Origin of the sequence: Streptomyces sp. NBC_01481 (assembly GCF_026339995.1) — a bacterium.
GTDB lineage: Bacteria > Actinomycetota > Actinomycetes > Streptomycetales > Streptomycetaceae > Streptomyces.
This window is the reverse complement of record NZ_JAPEPT010000002.1, coordinates 966,672-982,767: the sequence shown is the minus strand read 5'-3', so window position 1 is coordinate 982,767 and position 16,096 is coordinate 966,672. Positions and strand designations below refer to the sequence as shown.

The 16,096-nt window shown below is 70.8% G+C and carries 12 protein-coding genes, 1 tRNA gene and 1 riboswitch; of the genes, 6 read left to right on the top strand and 7 right to left on the bottom strand.

Annotated elements, in window-relative coordinates:
• Nucleotides 1-590: 590 nt before the first annotated feature.
• From OOK40_RS15150 to OOK40_RS15135, 4 genes are all read left to right on the top strand, one after another.
• The gene (locus OOK40_RS15150) at nucleotides 591-2,009 is read left to right on the top strand and encodes an MFS transporter (protein WP_266480984.1); all 1,419 of its coding nucleotides are present in this window, start codon (nucleotides 591-593) and stop codon (nucleotides 2,007-2,009) included.
• A gap of 314 nt (nucleotides 2,010-2,323) precedes the next feature.
• Complete coding sequence (lhgO, locus tag OOK40_RS15145; protein WP_266480982.1) at nucleotides 2,324-3,571, top strand: L-2-hydroxyglutarate oxidase; 1,248 nt, start codon at nucleotides 2,324-2,326, stop codon at nucleotides 3,569-3,571.
• Between the two features lie 110 nt (nucleotides 3,572-3,681).
• Nucleotides 3,682-4,479, top strand: a complete 798-nt coding sequence (gene trmB / locus OOK40_RS15140; protein WP_266480980.1) for a tRNA (guanosine(46)-N7)-methyltransferase TrmB — start codon at nucleotides 3,682-3,684, stop codon at nucleotides 4,477-4,479.
• A gap of 60 nt (nucleotides 4,480-4,539) precedes the next feature.
• Complete coding sequence (locus OOK40_RS15135) at nucleotides 4,540-5,874, top strand: PrsW family intramembrane metalloprotease (protein ID WP_266480976.1); 1,335 nt, start codon at nucleotides 4,540-4,542, stop codon at nucleotides 5,872-5,874.
• A 186-nt stretch (nucleotides 5,875-6,060) separates the two neighbouring features.
• On the opposite strand, the gene OOK40_RS15130 is transcribed toward OOK40_RS15135, so the two are convergent.
• From OOK40_RS15130 to OOK40_RS15100, 7 genes are all read right to left on the bottom strand, one after another.
• A complete protein-coding gene (locus OOK40_RS15130; protein ID WP_266480974.1) occupies nucleotides 6,061-7,110 on the bottom strand; it encodes a M23 family metallopeptidase in 1,050 nt (349 codons plus the stop codon).
• 11 nt (nucleotides 7,111-7,121) lie between these two features.
• Nucleotides 7,122-7,278, bottom strand: a riboswitch (cyclic di-AMP (ydaO/yuaA leader).
• A 304-nt stretch (nucleotides 7,279-7,582) separates the two neighbouring features.
• Nucleotides 7,583-8,746, bottom strand: coding sequence for a PP2C family protein-serine/threonine phosphatase (locus OOK40_RS15125; protein WP_266480971.1), 1,164 nt, complete (start codon nucleotides 8,744-8,746; stop codon nucleotides 7,583-7,585).
• Nucleotides 8,747-8,911: 165 nt separating this feature from the next.
• Nucleotides 8,912-8,985: transfer RNA gene (locus tag OOK40_RS15120), tRNA-Met, on the bottom strand.
• Between the two features lie 50 nt (nucleotides 8,986-9,035).
• Nucleotides 9,036-10,259 (bottom strand): hypothetical protein, encoded by a 1,224-nt coding sequence (locus tag OOK40_RS15115; RefSeq protein WP_266480969.1) that lies wholly within the window; start codon nucleotides 10,257-10,259, stop codon nucleotides 9,036-9,038.
• Nucleotides 10,260-10,564: 305 nt separating this feature from the next.
• The gene (locus OOK40_RS15110; protein ID WP_266480967.1) at nucleotides 10,565-11,803 is read right to left on the bottom strand and encodes an RNA polymerase sigma factor; all 1,239 of its coding nucleotides are present in this window, start codon (nucleotides 11,801-11,803) and stop codon (nucleotides 10,565-10,567) included.
• Nucleotides 11,800-12,213, bottom strand: a complete 414-nt coding sequence (locus OOK40_RS15105; RefSeq protein ID WP_266480965.1) for a YciI family protein — start codon at nucleotides 12,211-12,213, stop codon at nucleotides 11,800-11,802. Before OOK40_RS15105 ends, OOK40_RS15110 begins: the two co-directional genes overlap by 4 nt.
• 359 nt (nucleotides 12,214-12,572) lie before the next feature.
• On the bottom strand, nucleotides 12,573-13,304 hold the full coding sequence (locus OOK40_RS15100) for a 2OG-Fe(II) oxygenase (RefSeq protein ID WP_266480962.1): 732 nt from the start codon (nucleotides 13,302-13,304) through the stop codon (nucleotides 12,573-12,575).
• 287 nt (nucleotides 13,305-13,591) lie between these two features.
• Between OOK40_RS15100 and OOK40_RS15095 the strand changes: the two genes are divergently transcribed.
• On the top strand, nucleotides 13,592-14,530 hold the full coding sequence (locus tag OOK40_RS15095; protein WP_266480960.1) for an N-acetylmuramoyl-L-alanine amidase: 939 nt from the start codon (nucleotides 13,592-13,594) through the stop codon (nucleotides 14,528-14,530).
• Nucleotides 14,531-14,779: 249 nt separating this feature from the next.
• On the top strand, nucleotides 14,780-16,006 hold the full coding sequence (locus OOK40_RS15090; RefSeq protein WP_266480957.1) for a hypothetical protein: 1,227 nt from the start codon (nucleotides 14,780-14,782) through the stop codon (nucleotides 16,004-16,006).
• Nucleotides 16,007-16,096 lie beyond the last annotated feature (90 nt).

Here is a 16,096-nt window from a genome sequence, read left to right as displayed (position 1 = left end):
ATTGGCGATTTGACGACGGTCCAGGGCGCGGCGGAGCGAGCGACCAACGCCCATAAAGTCGCAAAAGGGATACAGGGGACAGTCGGCATTCAGCCAATCTGCGGGGCGTACATCCGTTCGTAACCCCCGCAGAACACAGTCCGGGAGGCGGCACACGCCTCCCGGACCGGTCCGCCACCCGCGGGGATTGAAGGCAGCGGATTCCCCCAGCCCACTGGTTCCAGTACGCAGTGGGCCGACCCACGCAGGACTCATGGAAGCGCTCCCCCACCAGCGGGACCAGAGCGCACGGACGGGCGCACGGCCACACACCCGGAGCACGCTCAGGAGCACGCCACGACCCCGCACTTCACGGACGGTCTGCTCCAACGCACAACAATCTCGCCATACGGAACACCGCCTCTTAACGGTCGGGATGCGGCGAACTACGCTGTGTTTACTGTTGTTCTCCTCAGGGGCGCATATTCCCAGGGGCTCGGCCAGACGCTTTTGCAGCCGGGATCCAAGGACGTGTTCACCGGGGAGAACGCAGCACGAATGCCGTGCGCCAACAGCGACGCGGCGGCCGTCTGTGTGTCGAGGGGTGGCGCATGTCCAGGGAGCAACGCGGGCCGAACGAAAAGCTCGGCACCGTTCTCGCCCTCGCGGGAATCAGCAACGCCGGCCTTGCCCGGCGGGTCAACGACCTCGGAGCGCAGCGCGGGCTGACACTTCGTTACGACAAGACGTCCGTGGCGAGATGGGTGTCGAAAGGCATGGTGCCGCAGGGCGCCGCGCCCCATCTCATCGCCGCGGCGATCGGCGCCAAGCTCGGGCGGCCGGTGCCGCTGCACGAGATCGGCCTCGCGGACGCCGACCCGGCCCCCGAGGTCGGGCTCGCCTTCCCGCGCGATGTGGGCGAGGCGGTGAAATCGGCCACCGAGCTCTACCGTCTGGATCTTGCGGGCCGCCGGGCGGGCAGTGGGGGCATCTGGCAGTCGCTGGCCGGTTCTTTCGCAGTGAGCGCTTACGCCACGCCCGCGTCCCGCTGGCTGATAACCCCCGCCGACTCCTCGGTGGAGCGATCCCTGGACGCGACGGAGGACACTCCCGCCCGCGTGGGCCACAGCGACGTCGCGAAGCTGCGGGAGGCGGCGGAGGACGCGCGGCGCTGGGACTCCAAGTACGGGGGCGGGGACTGGCGTTCATCCATGGTGCCGGAGTGTCTGCGGGTGGATGCGGCTCCGCTGCTGCTCGGGTCGTATTCGGACGAAGTGGGCCGCGCGCTGTTCGGCGCGACCGCGGAGCTGACCCGGCTGGCCGGGTGGATGGCCTTCGACACCGGTCAGCAGGAGGCGGCGCAGCGGTACTACATCCAGGCGCTGCGGCTGGCCCGGGCGGCGGCGGACGTGCCCTTGGGCGGGTACGTACTGGCTTCAATGTCCCTGCAGGCGACCTACCGCGGCTTCGCGGACGAGGGCGTCGACCTCGCCCAGGCGGCCCTTGAGCGCAACCGCGGCCTGGCCACGGCCCGCACGATGAGCTTCTTCCGGCTGGTGGAGGCGCGGGCGCACGCCAAGGCGACCGACGCGCCGGCGGCGGGGGCGGCACTGAAGGCCGCCGAGGGCTGGCTCGAGCGCTCGCGGGAGGGCGACGCCGACCCGTCCTGGCTGGGCTTCTACTCCTACGACCGGTTCGCGGCGGACGCGGCCGAGTGCTACCGCGATCTGAAGGCGCCGCGGCAGGTACGGCGCTTCACGGAGCAGGCGCTGTCGCGGCCGACGGAGGAATTCGTGCGCTCGCACGGGCTGCGCCTCGTGGTGTCGGCCGTCGCCGAACTGGAGTCGGGGAATCTGGACGCGGCGTGCGCGGCGGGCACGCGCGCGGTGGAGGTCGCGGGGCGGATCTCCTCGGCGCGGACCACCGAATACGTACGGGATCTGCTGCACCGCCTGGAGCCGTACGGCGACGAGCCGCGGGTGGTGGAGCTGCGGGAGCGGGCCCGGCCGCTGCTGGTGGCCCCGGCGTAGGGGGTGTCTTTTGGATCAGGCCGGATCAGTGAGCGGCCCGGCGCGGAGCGGCTGATGTCACTGCGGTGCGTGCAGCTGCAAGGCGGAGGAGGGAGCCGACGCGGAGCGTCGGCGACTGACGCAACGCAGCGTGGGGGCACCTCCCGTGCCCGAAGGGCTACGGGGGAGTGCGTGCCAGGGCACGCGAGCCCGGCAAGATCCGAAAGACACCCCCTAGGGACACATGGCTCCGGCATAGGCGCAGACACCCTGGCTCAGCTGGTTTAACGGCCTTGTCAGTGGGCCAGTGCACTATCGGGGTGGGAGGTGACGCGGTGACAGCGTCCGGGCAGGGCTCGGTGCACGACTTCGACTGTGACGTGCTGGTGATCGGCGGCGGGATCATCGGCCTGTCGACGGCGCATGCGCTCACGCGCGCGGCTCCCGGCACCCGGGTGATCGTCCTGGAGAAGGAGGCGGGCCCGGCCCGCCACCAGACCGGGCGGAACAGCGGAGTGATCCACAGCGGGATCTACTACCGGCCGGGGTCGCTGAAAGCGCGGTTCGCGGTGCGGGGCGCGGCCGAGATGGTGAAGTTCTGCGCGGAGTACGGCATCGCGCACAAGGTCACCGGGAAGCTGATCGTGGCCACCGGCAAGGACGAGTTGCCGCGGCTGCACGCACTGGTCCAGCGCGGCAGGGAGAACGGCATTCCGGTGCGGGAGCTGGGCCCCGCGCAGATCATGGAGTACGAGCCGGAGGTGCGCGGGCTCGCGGCGATCCATGTCGGGACGACCGGGGTGTGCGACTTCGGGGCGGTGGCGGCGCAGCTGGGGGCCGCGTCCGGCGCGGACGTCCGCTACGGCGAGGAGGTGGCCGCGATCGACCGCCGGAGCTGGGGGGTCGCGGTGCGCACGGCGTCGGGGGCGGTGGTCAGGGCGCGGGTGCTGGTGAACTGCGCGGGGCTGCACTGCGACCGGGTGGCGCGGCTGGCTGGCGACGATCCCGGGATGCGGATCGTCCCCTTCCGGGGTGAGTACTACGAGCTGACGGACCCCTCGCTGGTGCGGGGCCTGGTGTATCCGGTCCCCGACCCGGCCTTCCCCTTCCTGGGCGTCCACCTGACCCGAGGCATCGACGGCGGGGTCCATGTCGGCCCGAACGCGGTCCCGGCGCTGGCCCGCGAGGGCTACAGCTGGTCGGCGGTCCGCCCGAGGGAACTCGCCGAGACGCTGAGCTGGCCGGGATCCTGGCGGATAGCGCGGCGGCACTGGCGGTACGGGGCGGGGGAACTGCACCGCTCACTGTCGAAGCGTGCCTTTACGACGGCGGTGCGCAGGCTGCTCCCGGCGGTGTCGGAGACGGACTTGCGGCCGGCCGCGGCGGGGGTGCGGGCGCAGGCGGTGCTGCGGGACGGGACGCTGGCGGACGACTTCCTGATCCGCGAGGCGCCGCGGACGGTGCATGTGCTGAACGCGCCGTCCCCTGCGGCGACGGCGTCGCTTCCCATTGGCCGGGAGGTGGCACGGCGGGCCCTGACGGCCCTGACGCCGGGCCGCGTGGCGGGCGCGGCGCGGTCTTGAGGGCCGGTGGCGCGGGGTGCCGTGGCTTGGGCCTTGGGGTCCGGGGTGCGCCGGTGCCGTACGACGCACCAAGGCCCGCACCCCGCGACGGCCCGTAGAATCGAGCCACTGTGTCTGAGCTTCGTAACCCCACCCCCGCCCAATCCCCGTCCCGTCCCCCCCTCCGCGCCAAGAGCGAGCCGCGGTTCCCCGGGGGCCCCGCTGCCGATCCCGCCGGGTCGCATCATGAGCGGCGGATCCGGAGTTTCCAGCCGCGGCGGAGTCGGGTGACCGTCGGGCAGGGGGATGCCCTGGAGCGGCTCTGGCCCCGGTGGGGCATGGACATCGACGGGCAGCGCCTCCTCGATCTCGAGGAGATGTTCGGCGGGCTGCCGGTCGTCCTGGAGATCGGGTTCGGGATGGGCGAGGCGACCGCGCAGATGGCCGCCGCCGATCCCGGGACCGGGATTCTCGCCGTCGACGTGCACACGCCCGGGCAGGGCAATCTCCTCGGTCTCGCGGAGCGGAACGGGCTGTCCAACATCCGTGTCGCCAACGGCGACGCGATCATCCTGCTCCGCGAGATGCTTCCGCACGGCTCGCTCGACGGGCTGCGCGTCTACTTCCCCGACCCCTGGCCCAAGAAGCGCCACCACAAGCGCCGGCTGATCCAGCCCGAGTTCCTCAGTCTCGCCGCGCCCCGTATGAAGCCCGGCGCGATCCTGCACTGCGCGACCGACTGGGAGCCGTACGCCGAGCAGATGCTCGACGTGCTTTCGGCGCATCCGGACTTCGAGACCACCCAGGAGCACGGCGGCTTCGCCCCGCGCCCCGCCTTCCGGCCGCTCACCCGGTTCGAGGGGCAGGGCCTGGACAAGGGCCACAAGGTGCACGACCTGCTGTTCCGCCGCGTGTTGGAGTCGGCATAACCCTCGGTAGTGTGCCGTGCACCATCGCCAGGTGTCAGTGTGCCTCGTTAGGGTCATCAGGTGTCCGAGTCGTTCCCGCAGCACCTCCCACCGCATCCGGCGGTCCCGGCCTTCGACGAGCAGCCGCTCTTCGATGCCGTGCCGGAGCGCGCCCGCTGGCGGTACAAACCGCGCCGGGCCTCCCGGCTCTGGCGCAGCAAGGCGGTTCGGGCCGGGGTCGTCATCACCCTGCTCGCCCTCTCCGGCCTCGTCATCCTCGCTCTCGTACGCGAACAGACCGGCACCCACGGCTTCCTGGTCGGACTGGGCCTCGCCACCCTGCCCGTCCCGCTTCTCGCCGCGGCCTTCCGCTGGCTGGACCGGGTCGAGCCGGGACCCTGGCGGAATCTGCTGTTCGCGTTCGCCTGGGGCGCCTTCGCCGCCGCCCTCGTCGCGATCATCGCGAACACCTTCGCGACCCGCTGGATAGCCACCGCGACCGCCGACCCGGCGAGCGCGGACACGCTCGGCGCGACCGTCATAGCCCCGGTCGTCGAGGAGAGCGCGAAGGCCGCGGCGATCTTGCTGATCTTCATCTTTCGCAGACGGGATTTCACCGGGATCGTCGACGGCGTCGTCGTGGCGGGCTTCACCGCGACCGGCTTCGCCTTCACCGAGAACATCCTCTACCTGGGCAACGCCTTCGGTGAGGACCAGGAGATAGGCACCTCGGGCCTGGCATCGGTGACCGCGGCGACCTTCCTCGTACGTGTGGTCATGTCGCCGTTCGCGCATCCGCTCTTCACCGTGCTCACGGGCATCGGCTTCGGGATCGCGGCGCTCGCCGCACGGCGCCAGCGGTTCCGGCGGATCGCGCTGCCGCTGCTGGGCCTCGCCCTCGCGATGGGCATGCACGCGCTGTGGAACGGCTCGGCGTCGCTCTTCGGCCCGTTCGGCTTCTACGCGGTGTACGGGGCGTTCATGGTCCCGGTCTTCGGGCTGCTGACCTGGCTCACGATCTGGACCCGGCAGCGCGAACTGCGCACGATATCCACCGAACTGCCCGCATACGCGGCGGCCGGCTGGCTGACGGCCGACGAGCCGCGCGCGCTCTCCTCGATGCGGGCGCGCACGATGGCCCGCGACATCGCCCGCCGTACGCACGGACCGGCCGCGGCCCACGCCGTCTCGGAGTACGAGCGGTTCGCGACGACCTTGGCCTTTCTACGCCACCGGGCTCACCGCGGAACGGCGGGCCCGGACTTCATGGAGCGCGAGCAGGAGCTGCTGCACCACCTGTGGCAGCGCAAGGAAGTCGCGTCTCCCGCGCTGACCTACGCGGCACGGGCAACGGGCCGGGTACGGACCCCGCCCCCGCACCGCGACTACGGCGGCTACAACCCGTACCGCTCCTAGGCCGGTCCGGCCTGTTCCGTCCGCATGCCGTACGCGACCGGGGGCATAGGGACCGGCAGCCCTGGCGTCGGGGGGTGAGCGCCAGAACTGCCGGCGTTCAGGGGAGTGCGGAGCACTGCGCACATAGGGGCATCCGCAGGACGCCCCCTCGTGCCGAGCGGCGGCGCGAGGGGGCGCACGGAGAAATCAGACGGTCAGGCCCTTGTCCCGCAGCCAGGCCATCGGGTCGATCCCGGTCCCGCCCGCAGTGTGGACCTCGAGGTGCAGATGCGCGCCGGTCACATTGCCGGTCGCACCCACGCGCCCGATCGTCTCGCCCGTCGTCACCTTCTGGCCGACGCTGACCGAGATCGAGGACTGGTGGGCATACCAGATCTCCGTGCCGTCCTCGAGCTCCAGCACCGTGCGGTAGCCGTAAGACCCGGACCAGCCCGCCGACTTGACGGTGCCGCTGTGCACGGCCTTGAGGGGCGTGCCCGTCGGGGCCGCGAAGTCCAGGCCGGTGTGGTAGCCCGAGGACCACATCGATCCGGCCTCGCCGAAGGTGGAGGTGATCGTGTACGAGGAGGTCGGCAGCGCGTAGCTCGCGGCGAGTTTGGCGAGGCGCTCGGCCTCCGCCTTCTCCGCCGCGGCCTTCTCGGCCGCGAGCTTCGCCGCCTCGGCCTCGGCCTCCGCCGCGGTCTGCTGAGCCTTCGCCTCCGCCGCTGCCTTCTCGGCCGCGAGCTTCTCCGCGGCCGCCTTGGCCTCGGCGTCCGCCTCGGCCCGCTGCTGATCGGCCTGCTGGAGGATGCGGGCGCGCAGCGCCTCACCGGCGGAGCCCTGCGCCTCGGCCTCGGAGCCGGTTCCGGTGTCAGCGGCGAGCGTCGCCGAGGTGAGCGGAGAGGTGTTCCCGGTGTCGGCGTCCGAGGAGTCGTCGGACATGAACGAGCCGACGCCGGGAAGGGACTTGGCGTCGGGCAGGTTGTCCGCGATCGAGTCGGGGAGCGATATGGAGACCGGCGGCTTGCTCTGCGCGGTGGCCATGCCGCCCGCGCCGACCGCGGCGATCACACCGACCCCGAGCACCGTGGAGCTGCGGGCGAGTCCGCCGCGCTGCTTCATCACACGGTGCCGGCCGCGCACCGGACGGACGGAGTCCTCGGTGGGGTTCCATTCCTCCCATGCCCGCTCTGCCACCTCGTCGCCGAAGAAGTCAGTTTCGAAGGGTGCTGTCGGGGCAGGTTTGTTGGACGCCACTGAGGCGTGCTCCTTTCCTTCCTTCTCGCCTACCGGGTTAGCTGACGGGTTCGGAGCAGGAAGGTCTCCTACGGGCGCTTCCGCCGCGGACAAGAGCGGCAAAAGGTGCCCGATTCACCCCAATTGGTGGTTCCCCGGTTCCCTTGCGGGATTCGGCGCGTGCGCACGGTGCCGCCTCTTGCGACGACTGGGACGACCGCGCTGCGTTATCGAACGTTAATAGACACCGGGGCCCGATTCCAAGCTGTTCCGACTGATCATTAACAACATCGCCGGGACTTAACCGGACACAAGCGCCCGGAGTGGGGTGAGTTGATCGCCCCTCATGCACCATCCGCCATCTCCCGCCACCTGACAGTGCATCAAATGTTATGCGGAGGGGTGCCTCTCGATTACGTACCGTGCCCATCCGTACAGCCGACGGCCGGCGTCCGGCTTCACAGCGCCGCACGACGCCGAGCCGCCAGAGCCTTCACTCGCCGCCCTGGTCCCCGCCGTCCCGCCCGCCCCCGCCGATCACGGGCACGGTCCTGCGGCGCTCCTGCTGCCCCTCCGCGGGGCGGCTGACCGCAAGCAGCGCCATGTCGTCCGTCGTGCCGCCACCCGTATGGCGTCGTACGTCGTCCACCAAGGCGTCCAGCAGCTCCTCGGGCCCGGGGAACAGCCGCCCCGCCAGCCGCCGGCCGGGGTCGTAGAAAACGCCGCTCGCGTCGCGCGCCTCGGACAGCCCGTCCGTATAGAGAAGGAGCGTGGCCCCGGGGGGCAGCCGGTGCGCGTCGGAGCGGTCCGGCCAGATCCCGAGACCCATACCGAGCGGCAGCGCAGCCTGGGTCGGCTCCAGGATGTTCACGTTCCCGTCCGCGTACAGCAGGAGCGGCTCCGGATGGCCCCGGTTCACGATCCGTACGACGCGATCACCGCGCGGGATCTCGGCCAGTACGGCGGTGGTGAACCCCTCGACCGCGTCCAGGTTGTGCCGCGCGCCCTCGCGCACCAGTGCCCGCTCCAGCCGCGCGGCGACGCCTTCCAGCGAGCTCTCCTGCTCTGCAGCCTCCCGGAACGCCCCGATGACCACGGCCACCGCCTCGACCGCCTGCATCCCCTTGCCCCGTACGTCCCCGACGACCAGCCGCACCCCGAAGGGCGTGTCCTGTACGGCGAAGAGGTCGCCGCCGATGAACGCGTCCGCCTGCGCCGCCTCGTACCGCGCGGCGACGTGCAGCCCCCCGATCCGCTCCGGGGGCGTCGGCAGCACGGCGCGCTGCGCGGTTTCGGCGATCACCCGGGCCGACGCGAGGCGCTGGCTGCCGAGCCGTACGACTCGGTTGATCAGCAGCGCGAGGCCCGCGACGGTGATCACAGTGGTCAGCTCGGTGAACGCCGTGATCTGCGAGAGGGTGTGGTTGTAGAAATGCAGCCCGGTCACGCCGAGGATCGCCGCGATACCGACCAGCAGGGTGCCCACCCAGGTGAAGATGGGAGCCGCGATCAGCGGTGCGGCCGCGAACAGCGGGACCGCGGTGAACCGGGGCGGCGTCGCGAGGTCGAAGATCGCGCCGCCGACGATCATCAGGGCGGGCAGCAGGCGGACGAATCCGCGGGAGATGTCCGCTCCGCCCTGCTCTCGCTCGGCCAAGGGTGCTCTCCTGCCCGGTCCCCACACGGCTGCGGTACCGCGCCCTTCCCAGGCTGGCCGTAGCCGCGCCGGGCGGCGAGTCGCCGTCGGCCAACCGGGCGATGCTCGGAGCCCGTACACGACAGTGGCCCGGCACTCTGTCGAGTGCCGGGCCACTGTCGTCAGTAGCGGGGACAGGATTTGAACCTGCGACCTCTGGGTTATGAGCCCAGCGAGCTACCGAGCTGCTCCACCCCGCGTCGGTGAACACCACCTTACGCCATCCGGAGCAAGATCAAATCCATTTTGTTCAGCGGCGTCGCAGACGCAGTGCGGTGAGGGCTCCGCCGGCCGCGATCAGGGCGGCAGCGGCAAGGGCCGCGTACCGGGTGGAGCCGGAAGATCCGGTGTTGGCGAGGGCGCCGGTGGTGGTGACGGGGGTGTTACCGCCGGCCACCGCCGTGGCCAAGGAGGACGGGGTCACAGAGGGCGTGGCGGAAGCGGTCGCGGACGGCGTCGCTGAGGGCGTCGCGCTCGGCTGGGTGGTGCCGCGCTCGGGGGCGACGGTGATCCTGCCCTCGGCCCCCAGGAACGGATGGGTGTTGCCCTCGGTGAGCCCGGTCGTCGCGCGCAGCGTGAGCTTGACCGGCTTCTGGATGCCCTTGAAGTCGATGACGCTCACGCGAAGCCTGGTGCGCTTGTAGATGTGGCTCTTGCTGACGTCCGCCGGCTGCCACTTCTCCTCGCCCTTGAACTTCTTGACCTTGGTGTACTTGCCGTCCTCGCCCAGCTCCTCGATCACCAGCTCGGGGATCTTCACCGTGGAGCCGGGCTCCTCGGCGACCTCCAGGACGGTCCTCAGGTCGGAGTCGAAGGTCACCCCGCCCTTGAGCTGGTGGACGATGTCGACGGTGCCCGCCGTGCCGGGCTTGATGGGAGCGTTCTCGTCGGTCTCGAGCATCAAGGAGGCGGGCCCTGTGTTGATCTTCGGGCTGGCCTCGAAGACCAGGGTGTCGTCCTGCTCGCGCTTGGTGTTCTCGGCGAGGTCGTCGGCCAGAAACTTCAGATTGCCATTGTTGGAGGGGTAGTTCTTGCCGAGGCCGACGGAGACCTTCCAGCTCAGCTCGCCCTTGGCGGGCACCGAGAAGGAGGCGCTCTTGCCCTTCGCGGCCGGGTAGAACACGCCCTGCGCGCCTGTGCCCTCCTGGCTGACGAACTCGTCGGTCGCCGGGGCGTTCACCGGCTGCACGTCGAAGACGACGTGCGAGGCCGCGATGGGGCTCGCGCCGTCCGTGTCCCCGATCAGCCACGGCTGGAAGTCCACCGGCTTGTCCGCGGAGTTCTTCACGGTGAACGTGAACGTCTCGCTCGCCCCGCCCCGGGTCAGCGGCCCGGTCGGCGCCGGAGTGCCCAGCTCGATGGTGAGGGGCTTCTGGGGGGCCACCGGGGCGGCGTGGGCGCTGAGCGGGACAAGCGTGGTGCCGACGGCGGCGGCGACAGTGAGCGCGGCGGCGGAGGCGAAGCGAGCGGACATGGTGGACTCCCCCCAAGGAATCGACTAGGGGCCTGACTGCCGCTGGATGGGCAGCAGTCGGCCGAGAGACCAGCGCGACAGAGCGCGCCGCGGCAGGCGGTGGTACGGGATGAGAGAGCTCGCGTGGCGAGCCGCATCAGAACTCGCCTTCCGTCCGGCCCTGTTCGGTACCGGCTTGCGGCGATGTGCTCATCCTCACCGCTGAAGATCAGCCGGGCAATCCCCGTACTGTCACCACTCTGCAACAGCGAACGGAAGCCGGAAATCCGCCTCTGACCTGCGGGTTGTCCAGAGGCACGGGGAAGCTACTTCGGGGGCAGCAGCCGGGCCGCCCGCATCTGGAGGTAGCGCGTCTCCGGGACGCTGAGGGTGCGCCGGGCCGCCAACTGGTAGGCGGCCCTGGCTCCTTCGGCATCCCCCGCCTTCTCCAGCAGATGCGCCCGCACGGCGTCCAGCCGGTGATGCCCCGCCAACCGGTCCTCCAGCTCGGCCACTTCGGCGAGCCCGGCCTCGGGACCGTGCACCATGGCGACGGCCACGGCACGGCCCAGCTCGGCCATCGGCTCGGGAGCACGGCGTACGAGCAGGTCGTACAGCGCGAGAATCTGCGGCCAGTCGGTGTCCTGCGCACGCGCCGCCTCGTCGTGCAGGGCCGCGATCGCCGCCTGCAGCTGGTACGCCCCCGCCGGTCCCTCCGACAGCGCCTCCTCCACCAGCGCGGTCCCCTCGGCGATCGCCTTCGCGTCCCACAGACCCCGGTCCTGCTCGTCGAGCGGGACGAGCTCGCCGTGCGGTCCGGTGCGCGCGGCGCTGCGGGCGTCGGTGAGCAGCATCAGGGCGAGCAGCCCGGTCACCGTCCCGTCGCTGGGCAGCAGTCTGCGCACGGCCCGGGTCAGCCGGATCGCCTCACCGGCGAGGTCGGCGCGGTGCAGATCGCGGCCGGAGGTCGCCGTATAGCCCTCGTTGAAGATCAGGTAGAGCACCTGCAGCACGGCGGCGAGCCGCTGATCGCGGTCCTCGGGCCCCGGCTGTCGGAACGCCACGCCCTTGATCTTCTGCTTGGCCCTGCTGATGCGCTGCGCCATCGTCACCTCGGGCACGAGATGGGCGCGGGCGATCTCGGCCGTCGTCAGACCGCCGACCGCGCGCAGGGTGAGCGCGATCTGGGCGGCCGGCGTGAGTGCGGGGTGGCAGCACAGGAAGAGCAGCGTGAGCGTGTCGTCGTCGGAGGGCGCGCGGCTCTCCCCGGGCGCGGGCGCGGTGAACGCGTCCCTGGGGGTGAGCGCGGCGACGGTCTCCTCGCGTCTGCGCCGGGCCTCCTCGCTGCGCAGGGCTTCCGTGAGACGGCGGGAGGCGACCTTGATCAGCCACCCGCGCGGATTGTCGGGGAGCCCCGACTCGGGCCACTGCTGCGCGGCCGCGAGCAGCGCCTCCTGTACGGAGTCCTCGGCGAGGTCGAAGTGCCCGTACCGCCGCACCAGCGCACCGAGGACCTGCGGCGCGTGCAGGCGCAGCAGGTCCTCGATGCCGGACCCACGTCTCACAGATCGCCTCCCTCGTCGAGGATCGGCCGGATGATCACCGGGTAGGCGGGCGTCCCCTCGGGCACGGGGCAGGTCGCGACCCGCGCGGCGATCTCGGTGACCCGTTCCAGGCTCTCGCAGTCGAGCACCCAGTAGCCGGCGAGCAGTTCCTTGGTCTCGCTGTAGGGCCCGTCGGTGATCACGGGCCGCCCGTCCTCGCCGAGGCTGACGAACCGGGTCTTGGCGGGCTCGGCGAGCCCCTGGCCGTCGACGAGCTCACCGGACTCGGAGAGATCGTTGTTGACCTCGCCCATGAAGGCGAACATCGCCTGCAGTTCCTTCTCGCTCCAGCCCGGGCTGGCGCCGGACGCCTGACCGCGCATCGCCTCGTAGTCGTCCTGCGTGCCCTGGATCATCACCAGATACTTCATGACGTGCTCCTTCGGATGCGTCGCCGCCCCTGGTGGGCAACTCTCACAGGGGACGTCGCAGCCGATGCCGGATTCTCGACACCGCGCGGAGAATTCTTTCGAACCACTCGTCGGGAGCACGCGCACAGGCGGGGCCGCCGACGGGACGTGTGTCCGCCGCCCGCCGTGGGAGGGACCGTCGGGCTCGGGTCTACTCGCGGGCTGGCTACCGTCGGGCCGTGATGCCCGAATGAGCGTTTGCCGATGCGGCGGCCCCTCCAGGGATCCTGAGGAGACCTCGGATGTACCGGTAAAGACGTGGCGTACCGCCCGGCGGTTGCAGGCGCGGTCCGATCTGGCCGGTGCGGCAGCGGGCCCCGTCAGGCCGCGTCGTGGAAGACCAGGCCGAGCGTGCGCCTGCGGCCCGAGCGGACGGTGCTCACGCCGTGCCGCATGGGTCCGGCCGACCAGCCGCGCGCCGAGCGCACCGGCCGGTCGCGGGTGGTGAAGACCAGACCGTGGCCCTGGGGCAGCGTGGTCGACGAGCCCCGGGACTGGGCGCGCGGACGCTGCTCGACCATCAGGAATTCGCCGCCGCTGTAGTCGGTCCCGGGGGCGTCCAGGCCGATGACGACCTGGAGCGGGAAGACCGCGTCGCCGAACACGTCCCGGTGCAGGGCGTTCCAGTCGCCGGGTCCGTAGCGCAGCAGGATCTGGGCCGACCTGGACTGTCCCGCGTCATGGCACATGCCCAGCCACTCCTCCAGCAAGTCGGGCCACGGCGCGGGCCGGCGCAGCTTCCCGGCCCAGTCGCGGGCGATCGGCAGCAGACGCGGGTAGAACGCCTCGCGCAGCTCCCGTACCAGGTCCGGCAGCGGATGGGCGAAGTAGCGGTACTGGCCCGAGCCGAAGCGGTGGCGAGCCATGTCGACGGTCGAGCGGAAGCGCTCTTCGTCGTCGTACAGCGCGGCGAACGCCCGGCACTCGGCGGGGTTGAGGATCCGCGGGGTGAGCGCGCTGCCGTACTCGTTCAGCTCGTCGGCGATGCGGTGCCAGTCGCCCGCGCCCACACGCTCGCTCGCACGGCTCGCGGGCAGGGTTGTCGGGGTCATGGTTCGTTCCTCCGTCGGTTACGTAGAGCCTGCGCCGGCCGCGGAGTAGTTTCCGGCGGAATTCGGACGTCGTTTTCGCGAGCACTGCGTCGCGGACCACCGTCGCCAGAGCGGCGGGCGCGTTGGGTCGGCCTGCCGGCGCAGAAGCTCACCACGCCACAGGGCCAATGACGCACAGAAACTGACGCGAAATCAGATGGCGTGGAATCGCCAGTCAGGCGTAACGGCCGCCGGAACAGGGGATCCCGCGAGAGAACGGCACGGCGCAGCTCCTGATGGGAGGACCCATGGCCTGGTATCCCGGCGCCACCAAGTACGAGCTCCAGCCCGAGTCCGACGGTCAACCGGCCATCCGGCCGACGCAGTTCATCGTCCACTCGATCATCGCCCCCTGGACGACGAGGCGTATCTACGAGTACTGGCGCGACAGTTCGAACCTCGAGTCCCACTTCGGCCTCGGATACGCGGGCGATCTCGGCCAGTACATCGGCACGGAGACCCGCGCCGACGCCAACTACCAGGCCAACCGCCGCCCCGACGGGACCGGTGCCGTGTCGGTCGAGACCGCCAGCAACACCAGCGGGACCGACCCGTGGACGGACGAGCAGGTCGCCCAGCTCATCCGCGTCGGCGTATGGCTGCACCAGCACCACGGCGTCCCGCTCAGGATCTGCCGCACCCATGACGACCCCGGCTACGGCTACCACCGCCTCCACGCCGAGTGGGCCGTATCCGGCACCGCCTGCCCCGGCGACGCCCGCGTGAAGCAGTTCCGCGAGGTCGTGTTCCCCGGGATCGTCGCCCGCGCCATCGACACCGACCCGCCCCAGGAGCCGGACATGCCCATCGCGAAGCTGTACGAAGCGAACGCCATCGACGTCGAGCTGCCGTCCGGGGACTGGGTCCCTCTCGCCTTCAAGGACGCCGTCATCCACGCCGGGCCGCGCACCCTGATCGGCCCGGTGTACGTCCAGCTCACCATCACGGGCGCCCCCGCCGGCAGCCGCATAGACGGGCGGTTCTACGCCACCGACGCCGACGGCTCCGGCAAGTCCGGATACGGCGACATCACCATCACGGGCGGCTCGGGCGGCCACCAGTTCCTCCACAACGCCGACGTGCCCGAGGGCAAGCACCTGCGGTTCGAGGTGTGTGTCACCACTCCCGACGGCAGCACGGCTCTCCTCACCCACCGTCTCGTCACCGGCGACTACCTGGCCGCCTGACAGAGGGGACCGGGCTCCCGCGATTCGCTCGTTCGGCCGGTCCGGACGTGCTGTACCCGGGGACATGGGCGGAAATGGACCAGAGGCGTCAGCCCCATGACGCTCATGTCCCTGACGCTGGAGCTACGGATGACGAGCCCGCCGGAACCACCTCAGGAACCACCTCAGGAACCAGCGAGCCCTGCGAGCGAGGGCGCTCCAAAGGGTGGTGGACGGGTTGGCTCCACGGCCGGACGGATCACCAGGAAGGTGTCTTCGGCCGTCCTCATCGTCCTCACGTGCATCCTCGTCCCGCTGTCCGTACTGACGGTCTGGGTGCACGACATCGCGCTCGACACCGACCGGTACGTCGAAACGGTCGCTCCCCTGGCGAGCAATAAGGCGATCGAGGACGCCGCGGTGAACCGCGCGGTCCAGGCGGTGAACGTCCGTTTCGACGCCAAGCAGTTCACCACCAATGTCGCGGACTGGCTCCAGTCGCAGGGGCTGCCTCCCGCCGCCGCGACCGCCGTCAAGGGCTTCGCTCCACAGCTGGAATCGGCCGTGGACAGTGCGGTCGAGAAGATTGCCCGCCGCTTCGTCGAAAGCGACAGGTTCGAGACGATCTGGACCGACGTCAACCGCGCCGGCCACTCGGCCGTCGTCCACGCGCTCACCGGCAAGGGGCGAGGGGCCGTCGGCGTCGAGGAAGGGACCGTCACCCTCAGCGTCGGCACGGTCGTGGAGACCGTCAAGAAGGACCTCGTCGACGCGGGACTGCAGCCGGCCTCGAAGATTCCCGACGTCAACAAGACCCTGGTCCTCTTCAAGTCCGACAAGCTCGCCAAGATCCAGGACGCCGCACACGCGCTCGATGTGCTCGGCAACTGGATGCCGATCATCACTGTGCTTCTCGGCGCGGCAGGTGTGCTGCTCGCCCATCACCGCAGACGCGCCCTGGCCAAGACCGCTCTCGGTGCCGCCGTGGCCTGCCTGATCGTGGCCATCGCCCTGGTGATCGCCCGTCGTTACTACCTCGACCACCTGCCCAATCAGGTGCAGTCCGATGCCGCCGCCGCGGCGATCTTCGACACCCTCCTGCGCTTCCTTCGCGTCACCCTGCGCACGGTGATCGTGCTCGGCGTGATCGTCGCTCTCGGCGCCTATCTGATCGGACCCGGGCGGCTGGCCCGAGCCGTGCGGGACACGGCCGAGCGCACCGCCGACTCCGTGGCCCGCTGGGGCGGCACCCACGGAGTGAACACCGGCCCGGTGGGCACCTGGACGAACAAGTACCGCCACTGGATCACCGTCGGGGTGCTTCTCCTGCTGGCCCTGATTTTCGCCCTGTGGAACCACCCGACCGTGGCGACCGTGCTGCTCCTCGTACTGATCCTGCTCGCGGTCCTCGCCGTGATCTCCCTGCTGGCCGCGACGGGCCGCAACCGGGCGGCCTCCGGCGCGGGCGGCGGTGATCCCCTGCCTGGCGATCACTAACCGCCGCTGTGAAGATTGACGTGTTCTTACGAGTGCCGTCGGCACGATGTCCGACCGCGCCGGCCGGCACGCTCCGTACGGTCGGCAGGA